This is a genomic window from Paenibacillus xylanivorans (assembly GCF_001280595.1).
Classification (GTDB): Bacteria; Bacillota; Bacilli; order Paenibacillales; family Paenibacillaceae; genus Paenibacillus; species Paenibacillus xylanivorans.
This window is the reverse complement of record NZ_LITU01000040.1, coordinates 30,650-56,453: the sequence shown is the minus strand read 5'-3', so window position 1 is coordinate 56,453 and position 25,804 is coordinate 30,650. Positions and strand designations below refer to the sequence as shown.

Genomic DNA, 25,804 nt, shown 5'->3' with positions numbered 1-25,804 from the left:
ATGCCAAGTTGCTTGAAGAGAAGAAGCTCACCGGAAGCCATTCTCGGCGTGGGAACTGCTATGACAATGCTTGTATTGAGTCGTTCTTCTCCCACTTAAAGACGGAGAAGTTGTATTTGGAGAAACCTCAGAATCTGGAGCAAGCAAGGAGCCAAATTACGGAGTATCTTTCGTTTTACAACATGGAACGTTTCCAAAACAAACTGGGCGACCTTTCCCCGATTGAATTCCGGGAAAAAGTCGCCGCTTAATAAAATTTCTTTTTTTATTGTCTACTTGACGGGGCTATGACCAGCTGGCAGTGCCTTTTTTATTTTGTTTTCACATTCGCCTTGTCAATAAAAAAGGAATTGAATACTTTATGATATACCACAAACGAGGAGGGAAACACATGAGTGAAGTTGGTTATGAGGAAAGAAGACATGGTGGAAGTTTCACGTCCATCGGTGCAATTCTGGTACTCTTTATCTTGTTGGTCATCATTTCTAAAGCTTTTTTAGTTTAATTCTTTAGCTTTTGAAAAGCCCTGCCAGCATTACACTGGTAGGGCTTTTGGTTGTGAGAGGACCGCTAAGAGCAGTACACATTGCTCAACTGACTTAATCTTTATTAACGATCCGAATGGTCGGATACTCTTTTGCGCATTCCAGCAAGACCTAGTAAACCAAGTAAGCCCAGCCATCCCCAATCCATACGCTTACCGTCATCTGTTGTTGAATTTGCCCTTACGCCGCTTGGATTATAATTGGAGCTGTTGTAATGGTAAGTATTATTGTCACGCCCATCCATAGTAGCTTCATTTACATTTTGAGCCGAGGCAGGAACAGCCAAAGCTCCTAATAAAAATATTGATACGATAGCAGTTGTTATTTGTTTTTTCATAAGAACTAACCCTCCTTGAAGTGTGATGAATATAATTTCTCCAAAAATCAGTTCATTATTCCATTGAGAATTTTATTATTTTTGAATATGTTGTTAATGAATATGGAACTATACTTCTGGTGGGAAATTAATAATGAAGGAGTTGTTATGATGGGAATTTTAAGTGGTAATCCAAAAAATGAACCTATGCATTATGGTGAAATTTTCAGCGTATGGCAATGTTCAACGGTTGCAAAGGGAGCTCTTTCCTTCTACCAAGCATTTCTAAATCACGCAGGAGATAAGGATTTGAAAAAAACACTTGAAGCACTAATTGATCAAGCGAAACTGGAGATTAAAGAGTGTGATACCCTCCTCACAGATAACGGAATTGCTCCAACGCCAGCTTTACCAGAAAGACCACCAGTAAAAATTGAAGATATTCCTGTTGGTGCAAGGTTTACGGATCCGGAGATAGCAGCAAAAATTGCATCTGATACTTCGATGGGATTGGTTGCTTGTAGTCAAGTTATGGGTCAATCGGTTAGAGAAGATATTGGAGCCTTATTTGCGAAATATCACGTTACTAAAACTGCTTTAGGCGTTCGTATTCTTCAAATGAGAAAAGAAAAAGGTTGGCTTATTCCCCCGCCTCTTCAAGTGAAAAGACCCGAAGCAGTCGAGGCTTAAATAAAATCCCTGCGGATTTTAGTAGGGGTTTGTCATTGGGATAATTTAAAGTGCCTAATTAACAAGAAACTGCATATATTTAAAGGCACCCCTCTTTAAGGTTGTGATCTCAACCCTCCCGCTGTGGGCAGGCGGGAGGGTTAAATATGATGTTGGAGTAAGCCAAGAGAAAAAACTAAATCGGAGCTAATTCACGCTCGGCCTTAATGATTTTTAATATGGTTATAAAAAGTAATGCGTTGGATATAATTGTATGGGACTCCCATTTCCTAAGGCCTACCACCGCATTTTAGGTAGGCTTTCTCATTAATATTTTATTTACTAATTCGAAAGCATCGTAAAATACTATATTTACATGATGTGATTCAATCAACGTATTAAAAAGGAACCCTGTTCAGGGGTTCCTTTTTAATACGTTTCCTATTCTTACTTTTCCGAAAGATGTCTTAGGTATTTAAATCATGCAACCCTGGACTGTGCTCATTAGGAAGCTCCGGCATAAACGGGAGTGGGAATCCCTGAGGAGGTTCCGTGACTTGTAGCTCGCCGCCATTACGACTAGGTGTTAGGCCAATGAATACTTCACCAATTCGTGTATTGTCCAAACGGAAGTTAAATTGGGCATTGTGGAAGCCGAGGTCAACATATTTCTGACACTCTGGATATTTGTTGATATCGTAATTGGGTACAGGAAACACATTGCCCCAATTTACGCCTAATGTCTCTAGTGCTTTCGCGAATACATTTTGGTGAGCATTGTCACGAACGATTAGAAATGCCAAAGTCTCGCGGAACGCATGTTGTTGCTCATTTCATAAATCCGTGTTTTTTGTAATACCCCGGTTGATTCCAGTACAACGTTATCGAGCAGGTTGCTTACCAAGTTGCCATGATCATATACATAATTCCCGAGCCATGGATTGCCGGCGGCATCTACAGGCAGCGAACTTTGAGCGCCCATAATATAATGATGTGGATTGGCATGTTTAATAGCTTCGTCCAGCGGAGCCCCATCAATGCCGGCATTTCCTACTCCCTCAGCTCCGGCTCCAGTCAACAACTGATTTATTGTTTGTTGCACCAGTTCAACATAGCTTAATTCCTCCATAAATACACCACGAATTAAGTCTCTATACTGCTTCGCTTTTCCACGGAAATTACTACTCTGAAAAAAATATTGCATCATTGTCCGCATTTCGCCAAATTGGCCGCCAAGGGTTTCCTGTAACACTTTTGCAGCAGCCGGATCAGGCTTGTCCGGAACGATCATGTTGATCAAATCTTCACGATAAAAAAACATGGTTGTCCTCCATTCAAGTTTACTACCATATTTAGTATGAACGTCATCATTAATTTTATGTTAATGATTGGGTATCTAATATTTGGTTGAAATAAAGTATAAACATTTCTGACGAGACATTGATTCAAGGTGTTATGTTGAAATTTTATTGTAGGATGTTCAGTGATAATGTGCTTATGCATACGCTAGTGAAACCTATTTTTCTCTTTAATGGAAAGATGTCCACTTTCTCTTGTTGGAGTAACTATTACAATTGTAAGGGGGACATTATCGACAGATCCAGTTATCTACTCGGCAACATCGACATTCAGTTTGAGTGTACTTGCACCACAAGTTATTACGTTCTCTGCCGATGCCTTCAACCCCCCCATTGACTTACACGGCATTTATTAGCTCCAACTTGCTGGGAACGATCCGTGTAGGCACTGAGAACTTTGATGGACTTGTTGTATCCGACTAATAGACACCTGCTTTAAACAGCGGGCGGTTCATATTGCATATAAACACATTTGCTAGTAGTGTGCCTGATTGTATAATTAGTGAGGGTTAAGGATACACTAATCAGAAACAACAACGGGACTATTCATAGCTCCGGTATCAACTCCCCCCCTAATTCTCTGAGAAGGTCCTGTCTGTTATCAAAACTGGCAGGCTTTTTTTATTTTGTCAGGTCTGCTTGTGGCTGTCCTTGGAAACAAAGGTCATTAAATCTATGCCTATTAGCCGTCAGTTGAAACAGATTGAAGTAGAAGGGTAATTATGGTATTATATTTCCCAAATCCGAAAGCATCAGTTAAAGAGGCTTCACTGGCATATCGCTAGTGGGGCTTTTTTCTTGTTGTATAAAGAACGTGCGTTCGCATATAATACAAACAAACGTTCTTACATGGAGGGATGAACATGCCAGTAAAGTACTTGGGTTGGTTAGTGGAAATCATTTATTTGGACCAAAGCGGGAAGATCACCAAGCGTCGTATACAAGTTAAGAGCATTCGGTCTGGGCTGATTAATGCAGATGATTTGTTATCCGGTCAACCGCGAACATTTAAAGAATCAGGGTTGCTGGCATGGCTTCCAATCAAGACGGTAGGGGAAGGGGCATAACATGTTAACGGATTTTCAACGCAAGGTACTGAGGATCTTGTACAACTACAGTAGCGGGCGGCGACGGTTGCCTATGGTCCACGAGTTGACGGTCAAAACGGGTAAGGGCAAGCCCGATGTTATGGCTGCCCTGGACGCCCTAATTGCATCTGAATACATACACTGGGAGGATAAGTCTAACACGGCCAATATTGTGATCCTGGAAGGGTGGGAACGAGAGTCGGAGAAGCCTAAGCTCCCAGAGGCACCGATACCGGCGCTGCCAAACGATTTAAGCTATTGGACCCAATACTGAGGAGGGATGAAATGTGGCAAGCAAATTGACGGCGAATGGTGTATATGAGGGATCTCGCATAATTCTTCCTGAACATCGAGAAGGGGGAAGCCGGTTCTGGACGAACAGGAAATGCAGCTCATTGAAGAAGCAATCCTGGAGTCTTACCAAGAACGCCGATCTGTCACATTGACCGTTTTCAATCCGTTCGATGATGAGGTTATGCGTGGGGGTGTCGCATCGATTGATAAGCCAAATAGGAGAATAAAGATGGTCCGGGCAGAAGAGGACTACAGTTGGATTAAAATAGAAGAGATTATTTCAGCGGAAAATTAAAAATAGTACTCTAGCCTTTATGGCTGGGGTACTATTTGTTATAATCTGGTTTGTACAACTTAATTGGGTACCCAAACTATTCAATCAATTTGATTGCTACGTAGATTCATCCCCTAAACACAACTACAAAAAATCACAGAAAAACAACAATCTCTGCGAATGCCGGTGAATTCATACGAATTTAAAGTATGATGAACCCGCTAAAGACCAGTCAAAATCAGCCCAAAAGATTCGAGGGAAATGCAAGTGAATATTCATAGAACATGACCTGGATGAATTATGGTGTTATATCCCATGGGAAGAAGATCGATGATATATTGCGGTTTATGGCTTGACGTAGCCTATCACTTGGAAGTACTGCGCAACAACATGGGAAAACAGCGATGTATGCAGGCAGGTTTGCATATGAGCAAAATATACAGAAAAAAAGCCTGTTCACAACTGAACGGGCTTTTTGTGTGTTATTACCTTTAAGCCAGGAGATTTAGTTTTTCTCCATAACAGCAAAGTAATTGTTTTCGTCATCTGCAAAGTTGAATACTCTTCCGCCAGGCATCGTTACAATCTCGCCAACCGTAACTTGTTTATTGGATAAGTGAGTGTAGAGTTGATCCAGATTATCTGTGAATAGCATAAGAGATGGTGTGCCAAGGTTTAATTCAGGGGACATTTTGGCAACGAATTCCTTGTCGTGCAGGATGATGGTGGTTTGGGCATCCTTCACAGGAGCAATCTCGATCCAGCGCATGCCATTCCCATTGACTTCATTAACGATATGGAAACCTGCTTTTTCCGTCCAAAATTGAAGAGCCTTGTCCTGATCGTTTACATACAACATAATTTGTCCGACTTGAGTAAACATTGATTTACACTCCTTATATACGTAGTTGATCATGGTTGAAGCAGGTATGTCATTGGATGTAGTTTGTTAGATTGAGTCAAGCTTTATATTACCATATATGAGCACCCGCCATACAACTTCAATTCAAGCACAAAAAGAGGAAGCAAATGTCCTTGACTGCAACATTGCGACATACCATTAGATAAAGGACAATTCGAGCGACCGAATTTCCTTTTAAGCACAGCCATGTAATGGCAGATGGGAGCGCTGTAATGACGAAACGGGTAGTTCTATTGGAAGAAGGTACGGCAGAGATGAAAGGGCTGATGGGCAGTAAAGGGGCTGGACTTGCAGCGATGCTCCAGGCAGGTTGGCCCGTTCCGGCCGGGTTCATTGTAACAAAGGAAGGCTGTCGCGCGTTCTGTACCCGTCGTGCACCTCTTTCAGCTGAAGGAGCCCAAGAGATTGACAGCGCAATTCAGTATCTTGAGAAGCAATCAGGCAAATTCTTCGGCGATTCCTTAGCGCCACTGCTGCTTGCCGTTCGGTCAAGTGAAACGTGTTCCCGTGATACGGCTTCCCATGCTTTGCTTCATGTAGGACTGAATGATGTGACGGTGGAGGGGCTCGCCAGGCAAACGAATGATCGTGAGTATGCCCTAAATTGTTATCGGATTTTATTACAGGATTATGGTCAGCTGGTACATGATATTCCGTATGCTCTATTTGAAGAGAAATTGGAAGACATCTCGATACTCGATGAAGCGAAGCTAGAATTCGCCATCGCGGAATATAAACGCTTAATAGAAGAGAGAGGACGTCATCCTTTCCCTCAGGATGTGCAGTTACAGTTAAAAGAAGCGATACGTGCAGTTTCTGATTCAGAGCGTGTTCTACGACCAAACTCCCAACAAGAACTTCTTCGTAAGCCTTCTCATTTCTCCGATGAATCTCAAGGAGCAGCAGTTCTTATACAGTTGATGGTTAGTGGAGATCATGGTGACCGCAGCGGGATCGGCACGGTATATTCCCGTCATCCGGGTACCGGGGAACGAGGCATGACAGGTGATTACGTTTCAGCTGCTGCATCCAGGTGTTCGAATGAAGGACTGGATCAACTGCGGAGTGAAGAGCCTGAAGTGTATAGTCTTTTACAGGATGCTTGCAGTTATCTGGAGTCTCACACGGGAGAGGTACAGGAGATCGAATTTGTTGTGGATTTAGGGACCCTGTATCTTGTGGAAATCAGTGAAGTGAGATTAACCTCACAGGCAACGCTGAGGAGTACTGTAGATCTTGTAGATGAAGGGGTAATCACCAAAGAAGATGCAATATTGCGTATCCAGCCTTGGCATGTGACAGAATTGCTGAAAGTATCTTCAAATTTATCACCCGAATTACAGCTCCTGCTTGAATGGGCTGATGAAATGAAGGGGCTTACAATACTGTCTAATGTGGATCATCCCAAGGACGCCGTGAAGGCCCGCGCGTTAGGGGCTGAGGGCATTGGATTGTGTCGGACAGAACAACTGTTGTTGTCTGCTTCGAGATTTCCTTTTGTACAGAAAATGATTCTGGCAGACAGTGAAGCTGAGCGCAAGCGTGGACTGGAACGTCTGTTGCCAATGCAGCAGGCTGATTTTGAACAACTCTTCGAAGCGATGGATGGTTATCCGGTAACCATTAGATTGCTTGATCCGCCGCTGTATGAGCTGCTGCCTGATATTGAAAGGTTAAACGAACGACGTGAACAGTTGGCTCTCAGGGCATTGGAGGAAAACACCACCGAAGTGCAGGAGCTTGAGCGTGTCATCCGCAGGGTGCTGGAATTGCATGAACAATATCCGTTGCTAGGACAGCAGGACTGTAGACTGGGAACCGTGTTCCCGGAAATCTACGATATGCAGCTTGAAGCCATTTTTCGTGCAGCGGTGAAGGGCATTCGCCAAGGGCAGTGGGTACGGCCTGAGATCATGATTCCTTTGGTGGGTCATGCCAATGAACTTCAGGTCATGAGAGATCTAGTGGATCATGTAGCGGACCAGGTGCTTGGAGAGGAGAAGCGGCACTGTCTTTACAGAGTGGGAGCACGGATTGAAGTTCCTCGAGCGGCACTGACCGCAGCTCCTATCGCCCGATATGCGGACTTCTTCTCGTTTGGCACCGATGAACTGACACAGATGACGTTCGGTTACAGTCGTCACAATACGGAGAAGTCATTCTTTCATTTCGCCCAGCCACAACGCTCACTGCTCAGCAATCCATTTCAGGTACTGGATATCGACGGCGTGGGGCAACTGGTAGAGATGGCCCTCGTTCAGGGCCGAATTCGGAAACCTCATCTAAAAGCAGGCATCTGTGGCGAGAATGCAGTCGATCCGGCTTCCATTGCTTTTTGCCACCGTATTGGTCTGGATTATGTAAGCTGTCTGCCAGAACAGATACCGCTTGCTCGTATTGCTGCCGCACAGGCGTCACTCCTTGCACAGAAGCAGGACCAAAACAAAAACAGGCAGGACGGCGATATATCGACGATTGCGTAACATTTCCATATCCCCTCATGGAATACCAACCTTAAAACTGTTATACTGAAATATACGTTTTGTAAAAGGAACGTAAAAATTTCAGATAAGGGTTGAAAGCGACCATGTTTAATTCCAAAAATGAGCGGACCTCATCACGGACGTTATTTGCCGTGTTATTTATTCTTATGCTGCTGAAGCTGTCGCTTTTGCGGTATTTCTTTTTCCAGGGTCTGTCCGGCATCGGTTTCGTTACTGACGCATTGGGGGCCCTGACCGTGGTATGTATCCTCGATCTGATCGTGCCAAAAGGCTGGAAGCGTGCAGTGTACGGAGGCTTCAATGTGTTGTTCTCGCTGGTATTGTTCGCGGCGACACTCTATAACGTACATTTTAGTTCGGTTCCCACATACACGGCACTCAGCGAGCTTGGCCAGGTTGCTCAGGTGAGAGGTAGTATCGGACCTTTGGTACGGCCTGAGCACTTCCTGTTTTTTGTGGACATCGTACTGGCTTTACCGATATGGTTTATCTTGCGCAGTCGTCGTGCCTCAGCTCGTAACAGCAGCTATCGCGACAGTGGACTCCATTTTGGCAGAAGCCGGAGACGGTATTGGGGCAAGTTGGGTGTAGCCCTTACGGCTGCATTTTGCATCGTGCTGTCAGGCAGCTTCATTGTCAAAGGAGAAACGATTGATAATGAACTGGTTCGTGCTGAAAATCTCGGTTTCCTGAATTATCAGGTGTCATCAGCGATTCTGACGAGCAAAGAGAATGAAGCCATTGCTAATGGCAACATTAACGAAACGATCGACAAGATTAATCAACTGGTTAGCAAGTATCCGTACCAGGATAAGTCCAGTCAGAGCACGGCCATCAAAACGAAATATTTTGGTCAGGCCAAGGGAAGCAACCTGATTGTCCTACAACTGGAGTCATTTCAAAACTTCCCAATTAATGCATCATTGGATGGTCAGGTATTAACCCCGGTTCTGAATGATCTGGCCAAAGAAAGCTATTATTTCTCTCATTTTTTCCAACAGATCGGACAGGGAAATACGTCGGATGCCGAGTTCATGTCGAACACATCCATCTATCCAACCGGAGTTGTACCCATGTCAGCAGGGTATAGTGACCGTGATCTGCCAAGTCTTCCAAAGCTGCTTGGCAAAGAAGGATATGAGTCAGAGACGTTCCACGTCAATGACGTCACCTTCTGGAACCGGAACAAAATGTATCCGGCGCTTGGATTCAATCGGTACTTCGACAAGCCCAGCTTCGAGAATGATAAGTTCAATGATTTTGGACCATCGGATGAGGAATTATATCGTGTAGGTGTGGAAAAAATGGATGCGCATCAGGCTGCTAATCAGCCGTTCTATGCTCAGTTCATTACAGCTTCCAGCCACTCGCCGTTTACCGTTCCTGCGGACCGAGCGAGAATCACCATCCCGGCCACAATCACCAATACGTTACTGCATGATTACTTGCAAGCGATCAATTATACGGATTATGCGGTAGGTCAGCTGATCAATGAACTCAAGGCAAACGGGTTATGGGATAATACAACACTCGTTATATATGGCGACCATTTCGGTCTGCCAGCAAACGATGAGATTACACAGCAGATTCAGACCAATCTCAACGTGCCATATGACGGTAAAGTAAGTCGTTTCAACATCCCGCTTCTGATCCACACGCCAAAACAGGCAAAAGGGCAAATCATTGAACAGCCTGGCGGTCAGTTGGATATTTTGCCAACGGTGATGAACCTGATGGGGATTTCCTTGAAGGAAGAGAAGTTTACAGCCTTTGGACACGATCTGCTTAACATGGACCACAATGCGTTTGGTATCCGGTATTACTTGCCGACAGGTTCTTTTGTGAATAATGACATTATGTTTATTCCGGGTGCGGGTTTTGATGATGGAACAGCCTACTCGTTAAAAACGTACGAACCCGTCACGGATCTTGAGCCGTACCGTTCGGATTATGAGCACGTGCTCAGCTTGATGAGGCTGTCTGACGAGTATGTGAAGCTATTGCCCAAACGTGCACCGTAATTGAATTTTTATATGTATGAAGCACCATAACGTCACCGGCTCAGAAGCTGGTGACGTTATTTGTTTATTCATCGTAGATCGAAACGTGTAATGAGAAGCAGATAACCTTTGAAACTGTAATCGATAATGTTACAATGGGAGATGCAGCCACTAACGCAGATGACGAAAGGAATGAATATAGATGAAACTTAGTGTACTTGAACATGGACATATTAATGAAGGACGGACGGTACAGGATACCCTTCAGGAGACTGTAACTCTTGCCAAACATGCAGATGAACTGGGATTCTCCCGCTTCTGGATGTCGGAGCATCACGGCAGCGGGGCGCTGTCATTTTCCAGTCCGGAAGTTATGATTGCACACGTTGCAGCACATACAGATCGAATTCGCGTAGGTTCAGGCGGCGTTATGCTGCCTCATTACAGTGCATATAAAGTCGCCGAGAACTTCCGTTTGCTGGAAGCGCTACACCCCGGTCGAATCGACCTTGGAATCGGCAGAGCACCGGGTGGCATGCCGATTGCCAGCAGGGCTCTGAATGAAGGGAAGTCATCGAATGTACAATTCTTCCCGCAGCAGATTGCCGATCTGGGTGGATACTTTCATGAACAGCTGCCGGAGGATCATCGTTTTGCTTCCCTAGTAGCCGGACCATCCGTACCAACTGTTCCGGAAGTATGGTTGCTCGGTTCCAGTTCCGAAGGTGCGCGAATTGCTGCGGCACAAGGGACCGCTTACGCGTTTGCCCAATTTTTTGGAACGCCGGGTGGGGAGGAAGCGATGAAGCATTATCGCAGACATTTCAAGCCTTCCATCCTGAATGACCAACCCCATTCCATGATTGCGGTGTCGGCATTCTGTGCAGAGACCGAGGAAGCGGCTGCTGATCTTGCTCGCAGCAATGAGTTATTCTTCCTGCGGCTTGGCCGGGGTCTGGAGCAGAACTCATTCCCATCCCTGGAAACGGTGAACAACTATCCATTTACGGCCATGGAGATGGAACAGATTCGTCAACGCCGTTCTTTTTCCATCGTGGGTACACCGGATCAAGTGAAGGACAAAATTACAGCAATGGCTGAACGCTATGAAGCGGATGAAGTTATTATTGCATCAGCGATTCACTCATTCGAGGATCGTTTGCGCTCATTCAGCTTGATAGCGGAAGCCTTTGGTTTAAAGCAGGATTAATCGGTACTGAACGGGAATTAGTATTCTGAAATGGCTGGAGCCTTGCTAGCAAGGTTCCGGTTATACTCTTGCGTGATCAGGGAGAGGAGAGATTCACATTCGCAGATGTGTCATTAGTGATATTCATGGCTGTTACGACGAATTCAATGCTCTACTTGAGCAGGCAGCATACGATCCGAAGCAGGACGAGCTGATTTTGTTAGGTGATTATGTCGACCGCGGACCGAAGAGCAAAGAGGTCGTGGAACAGATTATGCAGATGCACGAACAGTACAACATTATTGCGATCAAAGGAAATCATGATGCGATGATGGTCAAGGCGCTGAACCATGATGTCGAGGAGTATGACAAACACTGGATTCGCAATGGCGGCTTACAGACGCTGGCAAGCTATGTCGAGGTTTCTTTGGATGATGAGCAGTTGGACTGGGGTGTTTATACTGAAGCCAAACAGTGGCTCCGTACACACTATGAGCATCATCTTCGTTTTTTGGAGCAGCTTCCCCTTGTATATGAAATTCCTGGTTATATCTTTGTACATGCCGGGATTAATCCGGAGGTGGAGGATTGGCGGACCCAGTCAGAGCGTGATTTCATTTGGATTCGGGAGCCGTTCTATTCGAGACCAACCTCGCTTGAGGAGACGGTGGTATTCGGTCACACTCCAGTCAAAAACTTGCATAACGAGCCAGGTGTCTGGTTTGACCCTAGTGGAGACAAGATTGGCATTGATGGCGGATGTGCTTATGGTGCTCAATTGAACTTGCTGGAGATCAGCGAAGACGGAAGTGTGCAGACTCTTTTTGTGAAAAGAGGAGAGACCCGTCAGGGTCCCGAGATTTAATCCACGCGGCGAATTTCAAATAAATCATTAGGTGTGATATCGAAGTATACACAGAGTTTCACAATGAGGGATGCAGAAATCTTTTTCTTATCCATATTGGTGTTGTGCAACAGTTCCATAATGGTTGTTCTACGATGTCCAATTTCTTCTGACAATTTGAGGACAGACATGTTGTTGTGCTTTTTCAAGATCTCATCGAGTTTGCAGTGTAATGTGACTTTATCGAAATCCATAGTGATCCTCCAGCAAGATTATTTAAAAGTTTTAGTTGGATATGGTTGCACTTTCAAAGTGCAAATGATATATTTGGAATATGAATTGCACTATGAGAGTGCAGGTTGTCTTCTTGAAACTAGAAATTCAATTTCAGACTCCTAAAGTGGAGGGGATTGATGGATGAGAGACGTTACACCTATGATAAATCAACAGGCTGTAATACATATTGTTAGGAAGAAGCCCGTTTGGACTGAGTTGGCAGCTATACCTGATGGAATTCATTTCTATCATATTACAGATTCATTGGGAAGAAAATGGAGAACAATTGGTCAGCATATCACAGATGCTATTGAAGTTTTTGGTTTTGGATATCGCGAACCTTGGACAATCATTTTGGAGCAGGCTCCGTATGATTCCGAATTGAGCGTAGAAGAACTTCTACGGAAATTGAATGTCACTATGTACGATGAAGAGTTAATCTGTGATATGCATATCATATTAAATACTCTGGATCGACGCAATGAGTTTGTCCAGCGGATTCTGGATATAAATCCACATAGCATATTTCAACTGTTGTATGAGTTAAAGGCAGAGTATTTGGTGCAAGACTCGATGTCAGAAGTTACCTTTAAACAAAAGTATAAATTAAATCCCGTTGAAGCTCTAACCTTTTACTTTCTTGAGAATGTGGATTGGTATACATACCGACAATGGATCGAAGCTGGGGGGACGGCAGAGTTATGCATTCGTTTACGGAATGATAATCCATATATAAGCCTAACTGAAGCTATCGAAAGGGCGGAACAGAATTTGTGCTCACTGTGACATAAAGACAAGACCCTGACATGATTTTGTAATTAATTCGCTGTAAAGGGATTGGAATTAAGCCTTATTAACGCTATAATCAGTAAGGGTATGATTGAAATATTACATTCTATTCATCTAAATCAGAATTGACGGAGGGCTATTAATATGGAAAAAGCATTAATCTTCGGTCACAAAAATCCCGATACGGATACGATCTGCTCGGCTATTGCCTATGCAGACTTGAAAACAAAATTGGGTCAAGAAGTTGAAGCAGTTCGTCTTGGCGAAGTCAACGGCGAAACTCAATTTGCACTGGACCAATTCAAAGTGGCAGCGCCACGTCTGATCAAAACAGCAGCCAATGAAGTAAACAAGGTCATCCTGGTTGACCACAATGAGCGTCAACAAAGTGTCAGCGATATTGAGGAAGTGACTGTTGTTGAAGTTATCGACCACCACCGGATCGCTAACTTTGAGACAAGCCAGCCTCTATATTTCCGTGCAGAACCTGTAGGTTGTACAGCAACCATTTTGAATAAATTGTACAAAGAAAACGGCGTGGAAATCAGTGCACCGATTGCTGGTCTGATGCTGTCCGCGATTATTTCGGATTCCCTGTTGTTCAAATCCCCAACATGTACAGAGCAGGATGTAGCAGCAGCGCGTGAACTGGCTACCATTGCTGGTGTGGATGCAGACAGCTATGGTCTGGATATGCTGAAAGCGGGCGCAGATCTTAGTCAGAAAACGATTGCTGAACTGATTTCCCTGGATGCCAAAGAATTCGTAATGGGTCAAGCAAAAGTGGAAATTGCACAAGTGAACGCGGTTGACGTGAATGATGTGCTTGTGAAACAACCTGAGCTTGAAGCAGCGATTGAAGCGATTATTTCCAGCAAAGGTCTCGACCTGTTCGTATTTGTCGTAACAGACATCCTGAACAACGATTCTGTTGCATTGGCATATGGTGCTTCCACCAAAGCTGTAGAGAAAGCATACAATGTGACATTGTCGGATAGCAGAGCGGTGCTCAAAGGCGTAGTATCCCGCAAGTCGCAAATTGTACCGGTTCTGACCGAAGCTTTCAACTCGTTGTAAGACGCACAAAACCGACGTATAACCATTACGTCCACATATACGATGAATATTCAGTTACAACATCCAAGCCTGCTCTTGATCTGTCATAGGTCAGGACAGGCTTTTGTTGTAGAGGAGGATGTACTATGATCAAAAATGAAAAGATTAAAGCGACTGAAGTGCAACTGACCGGCCTGAACGGTGAAGATCTCGGCATCATGTCTACTCGTGACGCACTTGCACTTGCGAAGCAGCACAAGGTGGATCTGATCTGTACGTCTCTAATGACAAGCCCGCCGCCATGCAAACTGATGGGCGCTGGAGCTGCGAGACAAGAAAAGCAGCAAGAGAAGAAGAAAGCTGCAAAATCACCGGATAAACGCAAAGTGAAAGAGATTCGACTGAACCTGCAGATGGAAGACCACGACCGGGAGACCAAGCAATCTCAGGCAGAGCGCATCCTGACGAAAGGTGACTCGGTGAAGCTCGTCATCCAGGTGCATGGAGCCAAGGAAGGAACAGCAGGCAAGGAATGGGCAGAACAGCTGTGCAAATCTCTGGCTGAGTATGGTAGTAAAACGACAGGTATCCAAGTGAGCGGCAAACAGGTCGTTGTACAGTTAGACCCCATTGGATAATAACGATGAACGAAATCAGCTAAATAACTATGGAACTGTGGGACAATTCGGTCGTTTGGGACTGGTTGTCCCAAGTGCTCCAAAAAACCCCGGAGAGCAGCAGTTGACTTGCTGCTCTCCGGGGTTTTCAGCATGAAATATCGTTATAGCACTTCTGTAACCCTAATGACAATTACGCTTCAAGCTACTTAGGTTCGCAAGTAACGGCTGCCGCCAATGCGTACATACAACTGTCCCGGTAAGACCGGGGTAGACGAGGCTGTCTGTGAATTCGCGTTACTGTTCTTGGCATACCGGGATAGATATAGAAAGTCCGGATAAATAACCGTATCCATTAAATAGGCTGACACTGTACTTCGGGGAATGCGGTTTTGATTCAGTGAACGAATGATTTCTTCCCCGCTTGCAATCCCGATTCCATGACCATAATATAGGTCTTCACGCAGCATAATGGTATTCTCTCCCTGCCACTCTGGTGTTTCAGGGGAAACGTCCGGATTTTTGAAGTACAATACATCTCCAGGAAGCGCAGAGTCGCTGCCGTTCTTCTCCGTTAATCGTAGATCGCTGTCATAGTGCCAGTCGTAGAGCAGCAGGTTGCGAAACAGTGAATTGAAATCATCTTCCCGAATGCTGCCCAATACTCCGCCATACAGTACGATCACTGTCGCTGTTGCACATTCAAAGGCATACAAATGACCATTCTTCCAAATGTCCCGGATTCCCTCCGCAGGCGTCACCTCAACCCTCAGTTCAAAGCCTCCTTGATCATTTCGATTCCAATAGGCCGGGTTGCACCTGGATTTCTCGAATGATGCAAAGCTGACCCCGCTTCGATCAAGCGCTTCCGCTGCATCAACCAAAGACTCGCGCAACGTCCATTCAAAGTGAAGATGATGCATGGATTGATATGTGTATACTGTTGGACTGTTCTGTAGTTGCTGTAACCAGTGCCATGCAAAAGCAGACCAATCCGAACGTACCAGCTCAATCGGTTGATTCGCAACAATGATCATAATCATAACCTCCAGTATCATTGGGATGTTCAGCCTTGTACAAACGGGTATGCACGCGTATTCTGTAGTATATGACACCAGCTGTGCGTTTTTGTATGTCTACAGGTGCAGACAGCCTGAACACACGATAAGAATGTCGATTATTGCCTGGAATTTTGTTGATCTCGTTTATAATTCATTACTTTTGGGGTACTACTCTTATAGATGAAGTTATGTTCAGGTCGATCTGTTCATACGGAATATATTCAGATTCCCAATAAAGGAGGATATGTGGTGTCGAATCCAATTGTAGAGAATCGCTCTCTGTTCGAACAGTTATATACACATGCACCGATCGGCATTGCTGTTGCCTCGCATGTGAACGGACGTTGGCTACAGCTTAATCCGGCATTTTGCGAGATGCTGGGATGCAGTGAAGATGAATTGATTAACTCCCCGATTGTACATATGATTTATGAGGAAGACCTAGAAATGGAGGAGTTTAGATCCAAGTTCTGGGATATGACTAATGGATTAAGCCTGATGTATGAAACCGAGTTACGGCTTAAGCGTAAGGATGATTCTCTTCTGTGGGCGACATTACGAGCCTGCATCGTCAGGGATGAAGCGAGCGGCGAGCCGCTTTATTTGCTTGTACAGGCAGCGGATATTTCAAAGCAGAAGGACGCGGAGAGTCGACTGATTGTACAGCGCAAGCAGTTGGAAGAGAGCAGTCGAATCTCAAGATTGTTGACCGAATCCTCGCTTGACCTGATTGCCATACACCATGCCGATCCGGAGCGGACGTTCAAGTACGTATCTCCAGCCAGCCAAAGCATGTTGGGATATGATCCAGAAGAAGTCGTTGGTCAATCTGGCCTGTTCTGCATTCACCCCAACGATGTGCCTCTGGTCGAAGCTTACGTGGCTGGTCAAATTCAGGGCCTTGCTCCTGATCGAATGAGCTATCGGCTCCTGCATAAAGATGGTTCTGTTGTATGGGCAGATACCATCACTCATTATCTATATGACAAACAGGGAAATCTGCAGGAAATGATCGCGGTGACCCGTGATATTACAGCAAGCAAGCAGCAGCAATTAAGTCTTCAGGAATACCAATCATTGTTCGACAGTAACCCACTCGGAGTTGCTTCATTGGATTTGCACGGAAACTTGCTGAAGGCCAATGCAGGTCAGGAGCAATTGACAGGCCATACTAAGGAGGAACTGCTTAGCTCATCTTTTGATCATCTGATTGACCCGGTGGACCTGGATAAGACGAGGTATCACTTTGAAGAGACTGTGAAAGGAACCGCACAAAGCTATGAAGTGGGGCTGATTCACAAAGACGGACAGCGTATTGAAACGAGTGTGATTAATGTTCCGATTTTGCTCGAGAATCGCGTTGTTGGCGTCTATGGAATAACCAGTGATATTACGGAGTCCAAAAGGTATGTAGAGGAGATTGAAAATCTCAGTTACGAAAGGGCATTGATTCTCAATGCCATGTCTGAGGGAGTCATTGGCCTGGATCCGAATGGGAACCTGATATTTGCCAATCCGATTGCAACAGAGATGATGGATTTCTGTCCATCTGAAATGAATGGCAAACCGCTTGAAGAGATTATGTTACAAATGCAAAGTGAGGGTATCCCTTATCCATCGAATGGCACTCCGATTCTCAAGGCTGTACGTGAAGGGCGAAGCCTGCCGCGATCAGAGTCAGTATTTTGGAAGCAGGACGGCTCCAGCTTTCTGGCGGAGTTCCAACTGAAACCGATTATGGATCAGGGAGACAATCGTGGGGCTGTACTGGTTTTCCGCGATATGACATCGGTGAAGGACATCATTCGTGCCAAGGAAGTGGCAGAGCATGCGGACCGGGCCAAGTCCGAGTTCCTGGCGATTATGAGTCATGAGCTTCGTACACCACTGAATGGAATTATGGGCATGGCCCATCTGTTAAAAGAAACAGAGCTGGATGGGGAGCAGAACGGCTTCGCCGATATCATCATCGATAGTGGTGAATCACTGCTGCATATTCTGAATGAGATTTTGGATTTCAGCAAGATTGAAGCAGGCAAAATGGATCTCGAACGCCAGCCAGTTGATATCAAAGCCGTTCTTGGCGGGGTTATGGAACTATTTGCGCTTAGAGCTTCCGAAAAAAATGTTGAACTCTACTGCGAAATGTCAGAGCAGATTCCTGAACGTGTAAGAGGCGATGAAACACGGATTCGTCAGATTCTGATTAATCTGGTAGGCAATGCCGTCAAATTCACGGAGACGGGAAGCATTCAGGTTCACGTGAACGTTAAGCCAGCGGAATTTTACGATGAGAGTCACCTTATCTTGTCAGTTTCGGTCAAAGATACGGGGATTGGCATTCCGTTCAACAAGCAGCATCAACTGTTCCAGTCCTTCTCACAGCTCGATCCAGCTATCAATCGCAAATATGGAGGCACAGGTCTGGGGCTGGCCATCAGCAAGAAACTGGTGGAACTGATGGGCGGCGCCATTGGTGTACAGAGTGAGACAGGTGAGGGAGCGGATTTCCACTTTACTTTGTTACTTGAACGATGGCAAGATGAGTCCACGGATCGGATTGAAAAGATGTCTGATAATGACCTGGAGATGGATCGAACAAGTCTGGCAACGGGCATCAAAATACTTATAGCTGAGGATCAGTCATTGAACAGTCATTTGCTGGAAGAAATGCTTCGGAAGCTTGGCGGTGTATGTGATATCGTGGAGAACGGTGCAGAAGCGGTGAAAGCAATGGAAAGGGAAACATACGACCTTCTCTTTATGGACATCCAAATGCCTGTTATGGACGGGATTGAAGCGACCTGCAGAATTAGGCAAACCCACCCTGAAATTCCGGTCATTGCTGCCATCACCGCATTTGCAGGGGCGAAAGACCGTGAAGCCTGTCTGAGATGCGGCATGCAGGATTTTATCAGTAAACCGTTCAGCTCTACGGAAGTTAGTCGTGTGTTAAACACATGGGTTCCGTTCATTCGAGCACAGCACGAGCGCTGAGGGGCGTTTGTAAGGTGAATAGTGGGATAAGAAAATAACCTGCCCCTAATTGAGGGAGCAGGTTATTTTGCATACCGTCGGTATAACCCTGACAGATGTCAGGACCATCCTCCAATTAACCCCGAAAGGGTTACGCACTCGTCATCTTCCAATTCTGCAATTAGGGTAAGTTCTTCGTTATCATTGGGGTCCACCGAGAATAATTCACGGCGTCCGTCTTCGTGGACAATAATGACCAACTTATTACCGCTTTTTGTATCAAACTGGTACTTTACTCCGATACCAGGCAATGGGCATTCCCGGATATTCATGAAACCTGTCACCTCTTTAGCTTTTCCATAGTTAATTTAACCGTTCACACAGTACGGATGTATTCTACTATCCATAACACCGTTTGGCAAGTCGGAAATGAAATAGTAGTTATCTCATCCAAGCTTCTTGAGCTGTGTTTCGTTATACATTCCGCCTCTGTCTGGTTCGTCTGTGACGGACCATAAACCAGATAAGTAATGCAATGATTAGTACCAAGGCAATGCCCCCCGTAATAATGATATTCCGAATATTCGGGACCTGTACGGTCATATCCAGCTTATTCGTATTCAGTGGGGAGACGTGCCAAATTAGGGTTTTTCCATGATCTTCGACCAGATCTGCATTGGAATCCTGTGCCTTGATCGGCAGCGTCAGCTTGAAATCAAAGTTGACATCTTTTAGCAGCAAGTTTTTGAGAAATCCCGGGACCTTGTTAATTTGGTCTTTGACCTCTCCATCGGGTATGGTCTGCAACAGGTCTGCTTCCGCAGCAATATGCAATTTGGAAGTGAAGAAGCCAGGTGTAGTAGATTGCTCCACCTGAATTCCATCAGGCAGATCCGACGTGCTGAAGGTAGAGACGGTATTACTTTTCTCATAATGGGTCGTCGCTTTGAGTTCTGTCCGATCTCCCTGGTCCGAGACTTCAGCCTGGAAATTATTCCGTTTCAACGTATCTGCGAGCAGTGTCATGAGATTGTCTTGTCCCATCATTCCCAGGGCTGAGTCGGTTACGCTGAGATTTAGGTCCAGATCTGATGAACCGTCCATATTCACCGTGACATGAGCTTCACCATCGGCGCAAGCGGATAATATAAAAAGCATAAGAGTAAGTAAAAAAGCGAGTAATAGCTGACGATAATAGGGTATGCGAGTCGACATTCAGTTCAAACCTTTCTGCGTATAATCCAATTCCATTTCATAGAAGTATAGTATACACCGTAAGGATGGCGGATGAAACTTTGTTCACTACAAGAGCAAGGTAAATCGTACGCTATGATATGATATATCTATAGAAAAAGAGGAATGTTGAATAATCGAATATTATTTAAATCAGAGGGATTAATGTCATACCGGTTGGAATTACAATGAAAAAGGACACAATATATTGAGTGAAAATGAAGATTTCGTATTTTTGTCAATGTTGAGTCAATTCAAAAGGGGTTTCACCGTGTAAACTGGTAGTAGTGTGAAGAAATACGGAGCAGGGGGGTTACATTCATGACGTATATCATTATTATGGGCATTATTATGGTTGTGGGAATGGTCGGAATGGGCTGGTTCTATAAGATTATGGACAACGATCAACACTAGGAATAAGAATAGACAAGCTGATAAGCTGACTTCGTAAAGTATTGCGAGGTGAGCTTATTTGCATATAATCCCAAAATAACTAAAAATAACATGAAATAATGTCGGATTTAAGTGGTATGTTTGCACATGGGAATGTTTTACTATTACAACTGTAAGCGTTTACAAAATTTAATTTACGGGAGGCTAACATTATGGGTTGGAAAATGAAAAAAAGATCAGGCAAGAAAGCATGGATGCTGCTGGTGATGTCATTACTGATTGCGGCCGTTCCAATTACAGCTAGCGCAGCATCGGATTCCACAGCGTATGCCAAACTTAATTTCAGCAGCAACAAGTATTATATATTCAACAATAGCTGGGGGAGTTCGAGTGTCAGTGGCTGGCACTGGACAGAGGGCTACACGCCAGGCAGTGGGCTGCCATCACGTCTGTCTGCAAACAAAAGTATCAATACCGGAGTAAGTTATTCTAAGGCGTCCAACACCAATGGGGAATATAATAATGCGTATGATATCTGGCTGCATGACATCGGCAACGCGACCTGGTCAAGTACACCGACCGAGGAAATTATGATCTGGAACGAATGGACTTCCGGTGTAGGACCGATTGGTTCCAAAGTATTTTCGGATGTATCCATTGGTGGACAAACCTATGATCTGTATCGCGGAGAGATTACCGACAACGGAGTGCATCAATGGTGGGTATACTCGTTCCTGAAAAAGTCAAAATCCCCCAACAACTTTAGCATCAACGTCAAAAACTTCACCGATTACCTGATCTCCAAAAGTTATTTTACCAACAGCAAATATGTCAGCAGCGTTGAATATGGAACCGAAATTACGAAAGGCAGCGGCCAGATCAATTACTCCAATTGGTATGTGAACGTTCAGTAACGGCTCCGTTTATCACGTTTATTCCTGATTTAATGAGATGCTGCTCAAAGGGAAAACCATTTCCAGCTGATGCAGCATCTTTTACTTGTGTATTCTACCTAACATTCATGCGTAACATATGTAACGAGTGATGTAGCTCCATTTGACCGATGGACAAATATTTTTCGTAAAGATGGGATTTTTAGGCTGCTCTTTTGTATAATAGGGTTTAGTTCAACTCGGGGAATCCCGAAATATTCCTAATAGGAAAGGGTGTACATAAATGAAATTTAGTGAGTATACGTATACACGTCCCGATCTGGAACAAATCAAAACGTCATTCCGTGAGCTTCTGAGTGGTTTTGAAGCCGCGACTACGGTTGAAGAGCAGAGTGGATATATGGACAAAATTAACGCGTTGCGCAGTGATTTTGAGACTCAGGCACAATTGGTCTACATCCGTCATTCCATTGATACCAATGATACGTTCTATAAAGCAGAAAACGAATTTTTGGATGAAAGCTCCCCGATCATTCAAGAATACATCACCGATTATTATCGGGCATTGGTAAACTCCAAATTTCGTGCTGAATTGGAACAAAAATGGGGTTCGCAGCTGTTCCAACTGGCGGATCTGTCCTTGAAAACATTCAGCCCGGAAATTATCGAGGACCTTCAGAAAGAGAACAAACTTTCTACGGAATACAACCAACTGATTGCTTCGGCCAAAATTCCGTTTGAAGGGGAAGAACGCACATTACCGCAGCTGCATCCTTTTGAGTTATCCACGGATCGCTCCATGCGGGAACGCGCATCGGAAGCTAGATATACGTTTATGGCTGAACATGAGGTTGAATTCGATCGCATTTACGATGAACTGGTGAAAGTGCGTACGCAGATCGCGAAGAAGCTGGGATATCCAACGTATGTGGAACTCGGCTACGACCGTATGAACCGTACGGATTATAACGCGGAGATGGTGTCCAATTTCAGAGCGCAAGTCCGTGATTATATCGTACCTGTAGCGACGAAGCTTAGAGAGCGTCAGCGCAGCCGGATTGATGTGGATAACCTTTATTATTACGATCAGGGCTTCAGCTTTAAGACAGGTAACCCTACACCTAAAGGGGATGCCGACTGGATCATTGACAATGGTAAGAAAATGTACGCTGAATTGTCACCGGAAACGGATACGTTTTTCCAGATGATGACTGACAATGAATTGATGGATTTGGTGAGCAAAAAAGGCAAGCAGGGCGGGGGCTATTGCACCTTCCTGAACGATTATAAAGTACCGTTTATTTTCTCCAACTTTAACGGTACATCGGGCGATATCGACGTATTGACGCACGAAGCAGGTCACGCGTTCCAGGTATATGAGAGCCGTCACTTCGAAGTTCCTGAATACAACTGGCCGACGTATGAATCCGCAGAGATCCACTCCATGAGCATGGAATTCTTTACTTGGCCGTGGATGGAATTGTTCTTCAAGGAAGATACGGACAAATACAAGTTTGATCACCTATCTTCCGGACTGCTCTTCATTCCTTACGGTGTAGCTGTCGATGAATTCCAGCATTTTGTCTATGCAAATCCGGATGCAACACCGACCGAGCGCAAGCAGGCATGGCGCAATATTGAGAAGACTTATCTGCCGCATATCAATTACAAGGATAACGCCTATCTGGAACAAGGCGGATTCTGGCATAAGCAGGGTCATATCTTCTCGTCGCCGTTCTATTACATTGACTACACACTCGCGCAAATCTGTGCGTTCCAGTTCTGGAAACGCAGCAACCAGGATATGAAGTCCGCATGGGCTGACTATCTGACATTGTGTAAAGCCGGAGGAAGCCTGTCCTTCACAGGATTGGTCGAACTGGCAGGTTTGAATTCTCCGTTTGAAGACGGCTGCGTGTCCTCCGTCATCGGCGATATCGAAGCCTGGTTGGACGCAGTAGACGATAAGGCGCTGTAAGCCCAAAAAATAAAGGTCGAAGAGGTGAAAGGGAACGAGGAATAAACCTGACGTTATCGCATTCTGAGGCAGGGCGGATTTGAATGTATTCATTTACCTACCCTATACAAAGAATGCGAGGTTATAACATGTTGGTTTTACTGAATCAACCGTCCCAAAGGAATCAATTGGCGCCCTTCATCTCGGGTACAAACGGGCATGTGGTTATGGGAGGCGTGCTTGCAGGACTTCAATGCGGGCATGTCTATGCAGATCATCTTCATGCTCCAAAAAGCGCACTGATCTGGGCAAAAAATGAAATGTTTTATCTGATCGGGAGATCGGATAATGAACAGTTCAACAGGCTTGTCAGGCAGGTACTTGTTCAGGAGCTTTTGCCTGAAGCGTTGAGTGCTGGCGAAGACATGCTGAATCTTGAAGTATACCCCGAGCCAGGCTCAGACTGGTCCTCAGTCCTGCATCACATGTTCAATGGACGTTTGCGAGAAGGGTTGCGGATTCCTTTTCAATTCAATCTTGCGAAGTATGGACAGTGGCTGGAACGCAGTTCCAGCTCCTTGTTCATGCCTCCTGGATATGAGCTTCAAGTTATCGATCGAGCTGTGATGGTAGATGACAAGATCGGTATCATTGAGCATGAAATCTTGAAATTCTGGCATTCGTTGGAGGACTTCATTCAATATGGAGCAGGCACTTGCACTGTATATGAGGGGCAGGTTGTGGGTACGTGTATCTCGGTGTTTGTTAGTGGCATCCACCACGAAACAGGTATTAATACCTATGATCCGATACACCGCGGCAAGGGTCTGGCTACGGCCATGGCAAGCGCTTATGTGCAATTCGTTCTGGAACGGAATTGTGTTCCACATTGGACGACAGAGGATTTTCGTCATGATTCCATCGCGATAGCGGGTAAGCTTGGTTTTGAACAAGGTACAGCCTATCCCGTCTATTACATGCCGATTCAGGAGCTTCTGGATTGTGAATGATATTGTAAAATCAAATAAAGTGTGCCGGGTTCGTTAAAAATTCTCCACACGCTGAAGATTTACAGGGGCTGTCCCAAGTTATGAAAGTGACCAGGGATAGCTCCTGTTTTTTAATTGGATTCAACTTCTCTACTCAATTCAGGCACTGATGAGCCAGTTGTTGAAGAGCAGTCACAATCATTGGATGAAATTCGTCCAGATGAAACATTTATCAACTTGATTGTGATTTATTTCACTATATCTGAAAACGGATTCAGTTACAATAAAGACAGTAAATCAGGGGTAACAGGAGGCTGGTTCAGATGGCAACACACGCTTATTATGTTCCGCCCGTGAACTTGATGGGCAGAGGGTGTTTACACGAAGCAGGCAAGATGATTGAAAATATGGGTATTCGCAAAGCGCTTGTCGTAAGTGATCGTCGACTGATCTCTTCCGGCGTTGCTGAACAAGTGCTGTCTATACTAAGAAAATCAGGGTTAGACTATGTGGTATATGATGAGGTTCAGCCCAATCCAACCTGTCAGAATGTACATGACGGAATTCAGGTATTTCAGGATCATGGCTGTGACGCCATTATATCGATAGGCGGAGGTTCACCGCAGGATACTGCCAAAGCCATTGGCATTGTAGCGACCAACGGTGGACATATCCGTGATTATGAAGGTTTGCATCAATCGAAACACAAGTCCGTGCCGCTTGTTGCGATTAACACAACGGCGGGCACGTCGAGTGAGGTGACCATGAACTACGTGATTACAGATGAGGAACGCAAGGTGAAAATGGTGATGGTGGATCGAAACAGTCTCGTCGACCTGTCAGTGAATGACCCGGAGCTGATGCTGAGCAAGCCTGCTAGTCTTACTGCGGCCACGGGTATGGATGCATTGACCCATGCGGTGGAAGCCATGGTGACGCCTGGTGGGTTCACGGTGACAAGTGCTACAGCGGCTGCTGCCGTGGAGCTGATCTTTGAATATTTACCAAGAGCCGTCAGGGACGGCAGTGATCTGGAAGCAAGAGAGCACATGACGTATGCATGTTTTCTTGGCGGGATTGCTTTTAACAATGCGGGCTTAGGCTATGTTCATGCCATGGCTCACCAACTTGGTGGAGTGTATAATCTGCCGCATGGGGTATGTAACGCGATGTTGCTCCCGTATGTAGAAGAGATGAATGCCAAGCATGTACCCAGTAAGTTCCGGCATATTGCCAAAGCGATTGGTATGGATGTAAAAGGCAAACGGGACGAGGAGTGCTCGGAGTACGTGATCGAGGCCATTCGTCAACTTTCCAAGGAAGTTGGGATTCCCGAAAAGCTGTCTGAACTGGGCGTGAAGGACCCTGATGTAGGATTGCTGGCGGATAATGCCATGAAAGATGCCTGTGCACCAAGCAATCCGTATCAACCCTCCAAGGATGAAGTGATGGAGCTGTTCCGCAAAATCATATAGAGTATCATATAGGGTTAAGTATAAAGAGAGCCGGAATATATGCCAGAAAATATTCTGGCTTTTTTGTGTTGTGCGAACTTCTGAGT

General features: G+C 45.1%; 24 protein-coding genes and 2 pseudogenes. 19 read left to right on the top strand and 7 right to left on the bottom strand.

Features of this window, described 5'->3' with window-relative positions; all coding sequences use genetic code 11:
- Both AMS66_RS33120 and AMS66_RS05915 read left to right on the top strand, forming a co-directional pair.
- A partial coding sequence (locus AMS66_RS33120; RefSeq protein ID WP_201782149.1) for an IS3 family transposase occupies positions 1 to 251 on the top strand: 251 nt, incomplete at its 5' end.
- Between the two features lie 140 nt (positions 252 to 391).
- Positions 392 to 505: a hypothetical protein gene (locus AMS66_RS05915; RefSeq protein ID WP_053779911.1), complete on the top strand. Its 114-nt coding sequence runs from the start codon at positions 392 to 394 to the stop codon at positions 503 to 505.
- Between the two features lie 104 nt (positions 506 to 609).
- Here AMS66_RS05915 and AMS66_RS05910 read toward each other — a convergent pair whose 3' ends face one another.
- Positions 610 to 882: a WGxxGxxG family protein gene (locus tag AMS66_RS05910; RefSeq protein ID WP_053779910.1), complete on the bottom strand. Its 273-nt coding sequence runs from the start codon at positions 880 to 882 to the stop codon at positions 610 to 612.
- A gap of 150 nt (positions 883 to 1,032) precedes the next feature.
- Here AMS66_RS05910 and AMS66_RS05905 point away from each other — a divergent pair, with 150 nt between their 5' ends.
- Positions 1,033 to 1,551 carry a DUF3231 family protein gene (locus AMS66_RS05905; protein ID WP_053779909.1) on the top strand — a complete coding sequence of 173 codons (519 nt, stop codon included), beginning with the start codon at positions 1,033 to 1,035 and terminating at the stop codon, positions 1,549 to 1,551.
- 446 nt (positions 1,552 to 1,997) lie between these two features.
- On the opposite strand, the pseudogene AMS66_RS05900 reads toward AMS66_RS05905, so the two are convergent.
- Positions 1,998 to 2,851 (bottom strand): annotated as a pseudogene (locus AMS66_RS05900) (manganese catalase family protein).
- Positions 2,852 to 3,073: 222 nt separating this feature from the next.
- Here AMS66_RS05900 and AMS66_RS34500 point away from each other — a divergent pair.
- The 4 genes and pseudogenes from AMS66_RS34500 to AMS66_RS05885 form a co-directional block, all read left to right on the top strand.
- A pseudogene (locus AMS66_RS34500) lies at positions 3,074 to 3,311 on the top strand (hypothetical protein); the annotation flags it as partial.
- A 440-nt stretch (positions 3,312 to 3,751) separates the two neighbouring features.
- Entirely contained in the window at positions 3,752 to 3,955 is a 204-nt protein-coding gene (locus tag AMS66_RS05895) for a hypothetical protein (RefSeq protein ID WP_053779908.1), read from the top strand.
- 67 nt (positions 3,956 to 4,022) lie between these two features.
- A complete protein-coding gene (locus AMS66_RS05890) occupies positions 4,023 to 4,250 on the top strand; it encodes a hypothetical protein (protein ID WP_181014092.1) in 228 nt (75 codons plus the stop codon).
- Positions 4,251 to 4,361: 111 nt separating this feature from the next.
- Complete coding sequence (locus AMS66_RS05885) at positions 4,362 to 4,565, top strand: YolD-like family protein (RefSeq protein WP_330219289.1); 204 nt, start codon at positions 4,362 to 4,364, stop codon at positions 4,563 to 4,565.
- A 484-nt stretch (positions 4,566 to 5,049) separates the two neighbouring features.
- On the opposite strand, the gene AMS66_RS05880 is transcribed toward AMS66_RS05885, so the two are convergent.
- The gene (locus AMS66_RS05880) at positions 5,050 to 5,427 is read right to left on the bottom strand and encodes a VOC family protein (RefSeq protein ID WP_053779906.1); all 378 of its coding nucleotides are present in this window, start codon (positions 5,425 to 5,427) and stop codon (positions 5,050 to 5,052) included.
- 251 nt (positions 5,428 to 5,678) lie between these two features.
- Between AMS66_RS05880 and AMS66_RS05875 the strand changes: the two genes are divergently transcribed.
- The 4 genes from AMS66_RS05875 (at position 5,679) to AMS66_RS05860 (ending at position 12,024) form a co-directional block, all read left to right on the top strand.
- Complete coding sequence (locus AMS66_RS05875) at positions 5,679 to 7,949, top strand: putative PEP-binding protein (RefSeq protein WP_053779905.1); 2,271 nt, start codon at positions 5,679 to 5,681, stop codon at positions 7,947 to 7,949.
- 104 nt (positions 7,950 to 8,053) lie between these two features.
- Entirely contained in the window at positions 8,054 to 9,991 is a 1,938-nt protein-coding gene (locus AMS66_RS05870) for an LTA synthase family protein (protein WP_053779904.1), read from the top strand.
- 181 nt (positions 9,992 to 10,172) lie between these two features.
- Positions 10,173 to 11,180 (top strand): LLM class flavin-dependent oxidoreductase, encoded by a 1,008-nt coding sequence (locus AMS66_RS05865; protein ID WP_053779903.1) that lies wholly within the window; start codon positions 10,173 to 10,175, stop codon positions 11,178 to 11,180.
- Positions 11,181 to 11,271: 91 nt separating this feature from the next.
- Positions 11,272 to 12,024 carry a metallophosphoesterase family protein gene (locus AMS66_RS05860; protein ID WP_330219295.1) on the top strand — a complete coding sequence of 251 codons (753 nt, stop codon included), beginning with the start codon at positions 11,272 to 11,274 and terminating at the stop codon, positions 12,022 to 12,024.
- Here the strand turns inward: AMS66_RS05860 and AMS66_RS05855 are convergent.
- Positions 12,021 to 12,257, bottom strand: a complete 237-nt coding sequence (locus AMS66_RS05855; protein WP_053779901.1) for a helix-turn-helix domain-containing protein — start codon at positions 12,255 to 12,257, stop codon at positions 12,021 to 12,023. The two genes, AMS66_RS05860 and AMS66_RS05855, sit on opposite strands and share 4 nt — an antisense overlap.
- A 163-nt stretch (positions 12,258 to 12,420) precedes the next feature.
- Between AMS66_RS05855 and AMS66_RS33510 the strand changes: the two genes are divergently transcribed.
- The 3 genes from AMS66_RS33510 (at position 12,421) to infC (ending at position 14,762) form a co-directional block, all read left to right on the top strand.
- The gene (locus AMS66_RS33510) at positions 12,421 to 13,065 is read left to right on the top strand and encodes a hypothetical protein (protein WP_053779900.1); all 645 of its coding nucleotides are present in this window, start codon (positions 12,421 to 12,423) and stop codon (positions 13,063 to 13,065) included.
- Positions 13,066 to 13,212: 147 nt separating this feature from the next.
- Entirely contained in the window at positions 13,213 to 14,145 is a 933-nt protein-coding gene (locus tag AMS66_RS05845; protein WP_053779899.1) for a manganese-dependent inorganic pyrophosphatase, read from the top strand.
- Positions 14,146 to 14,270: 125 nt separating this feature from the next.
- On the top strand, positions 14,271 to 14,762 hold the full coding sequence (gene infC, locus AMS66_RS05840) for a translation initiation factor IF-3 (protein ID WP_053779898.1): 492 nt from the start codon (positions 14,271 to 14,273) through the stop codon (positions 14,760 to 14,762).
- Positions 14,763 to 14,950: 188 nt separating this feature from the next.
- Here the strand turns inward: infC and AMS66_RS05835 are convergent, their stop codons facing one another.
- A complete protein-coding gene (locus tag AMS66_RS05835) occupies positions 14,951 to 15,778 on the bottom strand; it encodes a protein-glutamine gamma-glutamyltransferase (RefSeq protein ID WP_082350586.1) in 828 nt (275 codons plus the stop codon).
- Between the two features lie 273 nt (positions 15,779 to 16,051).
- On the opposite strand from AMS66_RS05835, the gene AMS66_RS05830 reads away from it, so the two are divergent.
- Complete coding sequence (locus AMS66_RS05830) at positions 16,052 to 18,799, top strand: PAS domain S-box protein (protein WP_053779897.1); 2,748 nt, start codon at positions 16,052 to 16,054, stop codon at positions 18,797 to 18,799.
- A 98-nt stretch (positions 18,800 to 18,897) separates the two neighbouring features.
- Here AMS66_RS05830 and AMS66_RS05825 read toward each other — a convergent pair whose 3' ends face one another.
- Positions 18,898 to 19,110: a hypothetical protein gene (locus AMS66_RS05825; protein ID WP_053779896.1), complete on the bottom strand. Its 213-nt coding sequence runs from the start codon at positions 19,108 to 19,110 to the stop codon at positions 18,898 to 18,900.
- A 142-nt stretch (positions 19,111 to 19,252) separates the two neighbouring features.
- Positions 19,253 to 19,993, bottom strand: coding sequence for a hypothetical protein (locus AMS66_RS05820; RefSeq protein ID WP_144424420.1), 741 nt, complete (start codon positions 19,991 to 19,993; stop codon positions 19,253 to 19,255).
- A gap of 623 nt (positions 19,994 to 20,616) precedes the next feature.
- Between AMS66_RS05820 and AMS66_RS05815 the strand changes: the two genes are divergently transcribed.
- The 4 genes from AMS66_RS05815 (at position 20,617) to AMS66_RS05800 (ending at position 25,718) form a co-directional block, all read left to right on the top strand.
- Positions 20,617 to 21,318 (top strand): glycoside hydrolase family 12 protein, encoded by a 702-nt coding sequence (locus tag AMS66_RS05815; protein WP_053779894.1) that lies wholly within the window; start codon positions 20,617 to 20,619, stop codon positions 21,316 to 21,318.
- A gap of 262 nt (positions 21,319 to 21,580) precedes the next feature.
- The gene (locus AMS66_RS05810; protein WP_053779893.1) at positions 21,581 to 23,275 is read left to right on the top strand and encodes a M3 family oligoendopeptidase; all 1,695 of its coding nucleotides are present in this window, start codon (positions 21,581 to 21,583) and stop codon (positions 23,273 to 23,275) included.
- A 128-nt stretch (positions 23,276 to 23,403) separates the two neighbouring features.
- Positions 23,404 to 24,264, top strand: coding sequence for a GNAT family N-acetyltransferase (locus AMS66_RS05805; RefSeq protein ID WP_053779892.1), 861 nt, complete (start codon positions 23,404 to 23,406; stop codon positions 24,262 to 24,264).
- Between the two features lie 302 nt (positions 24,265 to 24,566).
- A complete protein-coding gene (locus AMS66_RS05800; RefSeq protein WP_053779891.1) occupies positions 24,567 to 25,718 on the top strand; it encodes an iron-containing alcohol dehydrogenase in 1,152 nt (383 codons plus the stop codon).
- Positions 25,719 to 25,804: the final 86 nt, after the last annotated feature.

Excerpts from the sequence above, each read along its gene's own strand:
- AMS66_RS05905 (WP_053779909.1), top strand. The coding sequence starts at position 1,033 with ATGGGAATTTTAAGTGGTAATCCAAAAAATGAACCTATGCATTATGGT.
- AMS66_RS05915 (WP_053779911.1), top strand. The coding sequence starts at position 392 with ATGAGTGAAGTTGGTTATGAGGAAAGAAGACATGGTGGAAGTTTCACG.
- AMS66_RS05880 (WP_053779906.1), bottom strand. The coding sequence starts at position 5,427 with ATGTTTACTCAAGTCGGACAAATTATGTTGTATGTAAACGATCAGGAC.
- AMS66_RS05865 (WP_053779903.1), top strand. The coding sequence starts at position 10,173 with ATGAAACTTAGTGTACTTGAACATGGACATATTAATGAAGGACGGACG.
- AMS66_RS05870 (WP_053779904.1), top strand. The coding sequence starts at position 8,054 with ATGTTTAATTCCAAAAATGAGCGGACCTCATCACGGACGTTATTTGCC.
- AMS66_RS05800 (WP_053779891.1), top strand. The coding sequence starts at position 24,567 with ATGGCAACACACGCTTATTATGTTCCGCCCGTGAACTTGATGGGCAGA.
- AMS66_RS05815 (WP_053779894.1), top strand. The coding sequence starts at position 20,617 with ATGGGTTGGAAAATGAAAAAAAGATCAGGCAAGAAAGCATGGATGCTG.
- AMS66_RS05875 (WP_053779905.1), top strand. The coding sequence starts at position 5,679 with ATGACGAAACGGGTAGTTCTATTGGAAGAAGGTACGGCAGAGATGAAA.
- AMS66_RS05805 (WP_053779892.1), top strand. The coding sequence starts at position 23,404 with ATGTTGGTTTTACTGAATCAACCGTCCCAAAGGAATCAATTGGCGCCC.
- AMS66_RS05835 (WP_082350586.1), bottom strand. The coding sequence starts at position 15,778 with ATGATCATTGTTGCGAATCAACCGATTGAGCTGGTACGTTCGGATTGG.
- AMS66_RS05855 (WP_053779901.1), bottom strand. The coding sequence starts at position 12,257 with ATGGATTTCGATAAAGTCACATTACACTGCAAACTCGATGAGATCTTG.
- AMS66_RS05810 (WP_053779893.1), top strand. The coding sequence starts at position 21,581 with ATGAAATTTAGTGAGTATACGTATACACGTCCCGATCTGGAACAAATC.
- AMS66_RS05820 (WP_144424420.1), bottom strand. The coding sequence starts at position 19,993 with ATGTCGACTCGCATACCCTATTATCGTCAGCTATTACTCGCTTTTTTA.
- AMS66_RS05895 (WP_053779908.1), top strand. The coding sequence starts at position 3,752 with ATGCCAGTAAAGTACTTGGGTTGGTTAGTGGAAATCATTTATTTGGAC.
- infC (WP_053779898.1), top strand. The coding sequence starts at position 14,271 with ATGATCAAAAATGAAAAGATTAAAGCGACTGAAGTGCAACTGACCGGC.
- AMS66_RS33510 (WP_053779900.1), top strand. The coding sequence starts at position 12,421 with ATGAGAGACGTTACACCTATGATAAATCAACAGGCTGTAATACATATT.
- AMS66_RS05845 (WP_053779899.1), top strand. The coding sequence starts at position 13,213 with ATGGAAAAAGCATTAATCTTCGGTCACAAAAATCCCGATACGGATACG.
- AMS66_RS05885 (WP_330219289.1), top strand. The coding sequence starts at position 4,362 with ATGCAGCTCATTGAAGAAGCAATCCTGGAGTCTTACCAAGAACGCCGA.
- AMS66_RS05910 (WP_053779910.1), bottom strand. The coding sequence starts at position 882 with ATGAAAAAACAAATAACAACTGCTATCGTATCAATATTTTTATTAGGA.
- AMS66_RS05825 (WP_053779896.1), bottom strand. The coding sequence starts at position 19,110 with ATGAATATCCGGGAATGCCCATTGCCTGGTATCGGAGTAAAGTACCAG.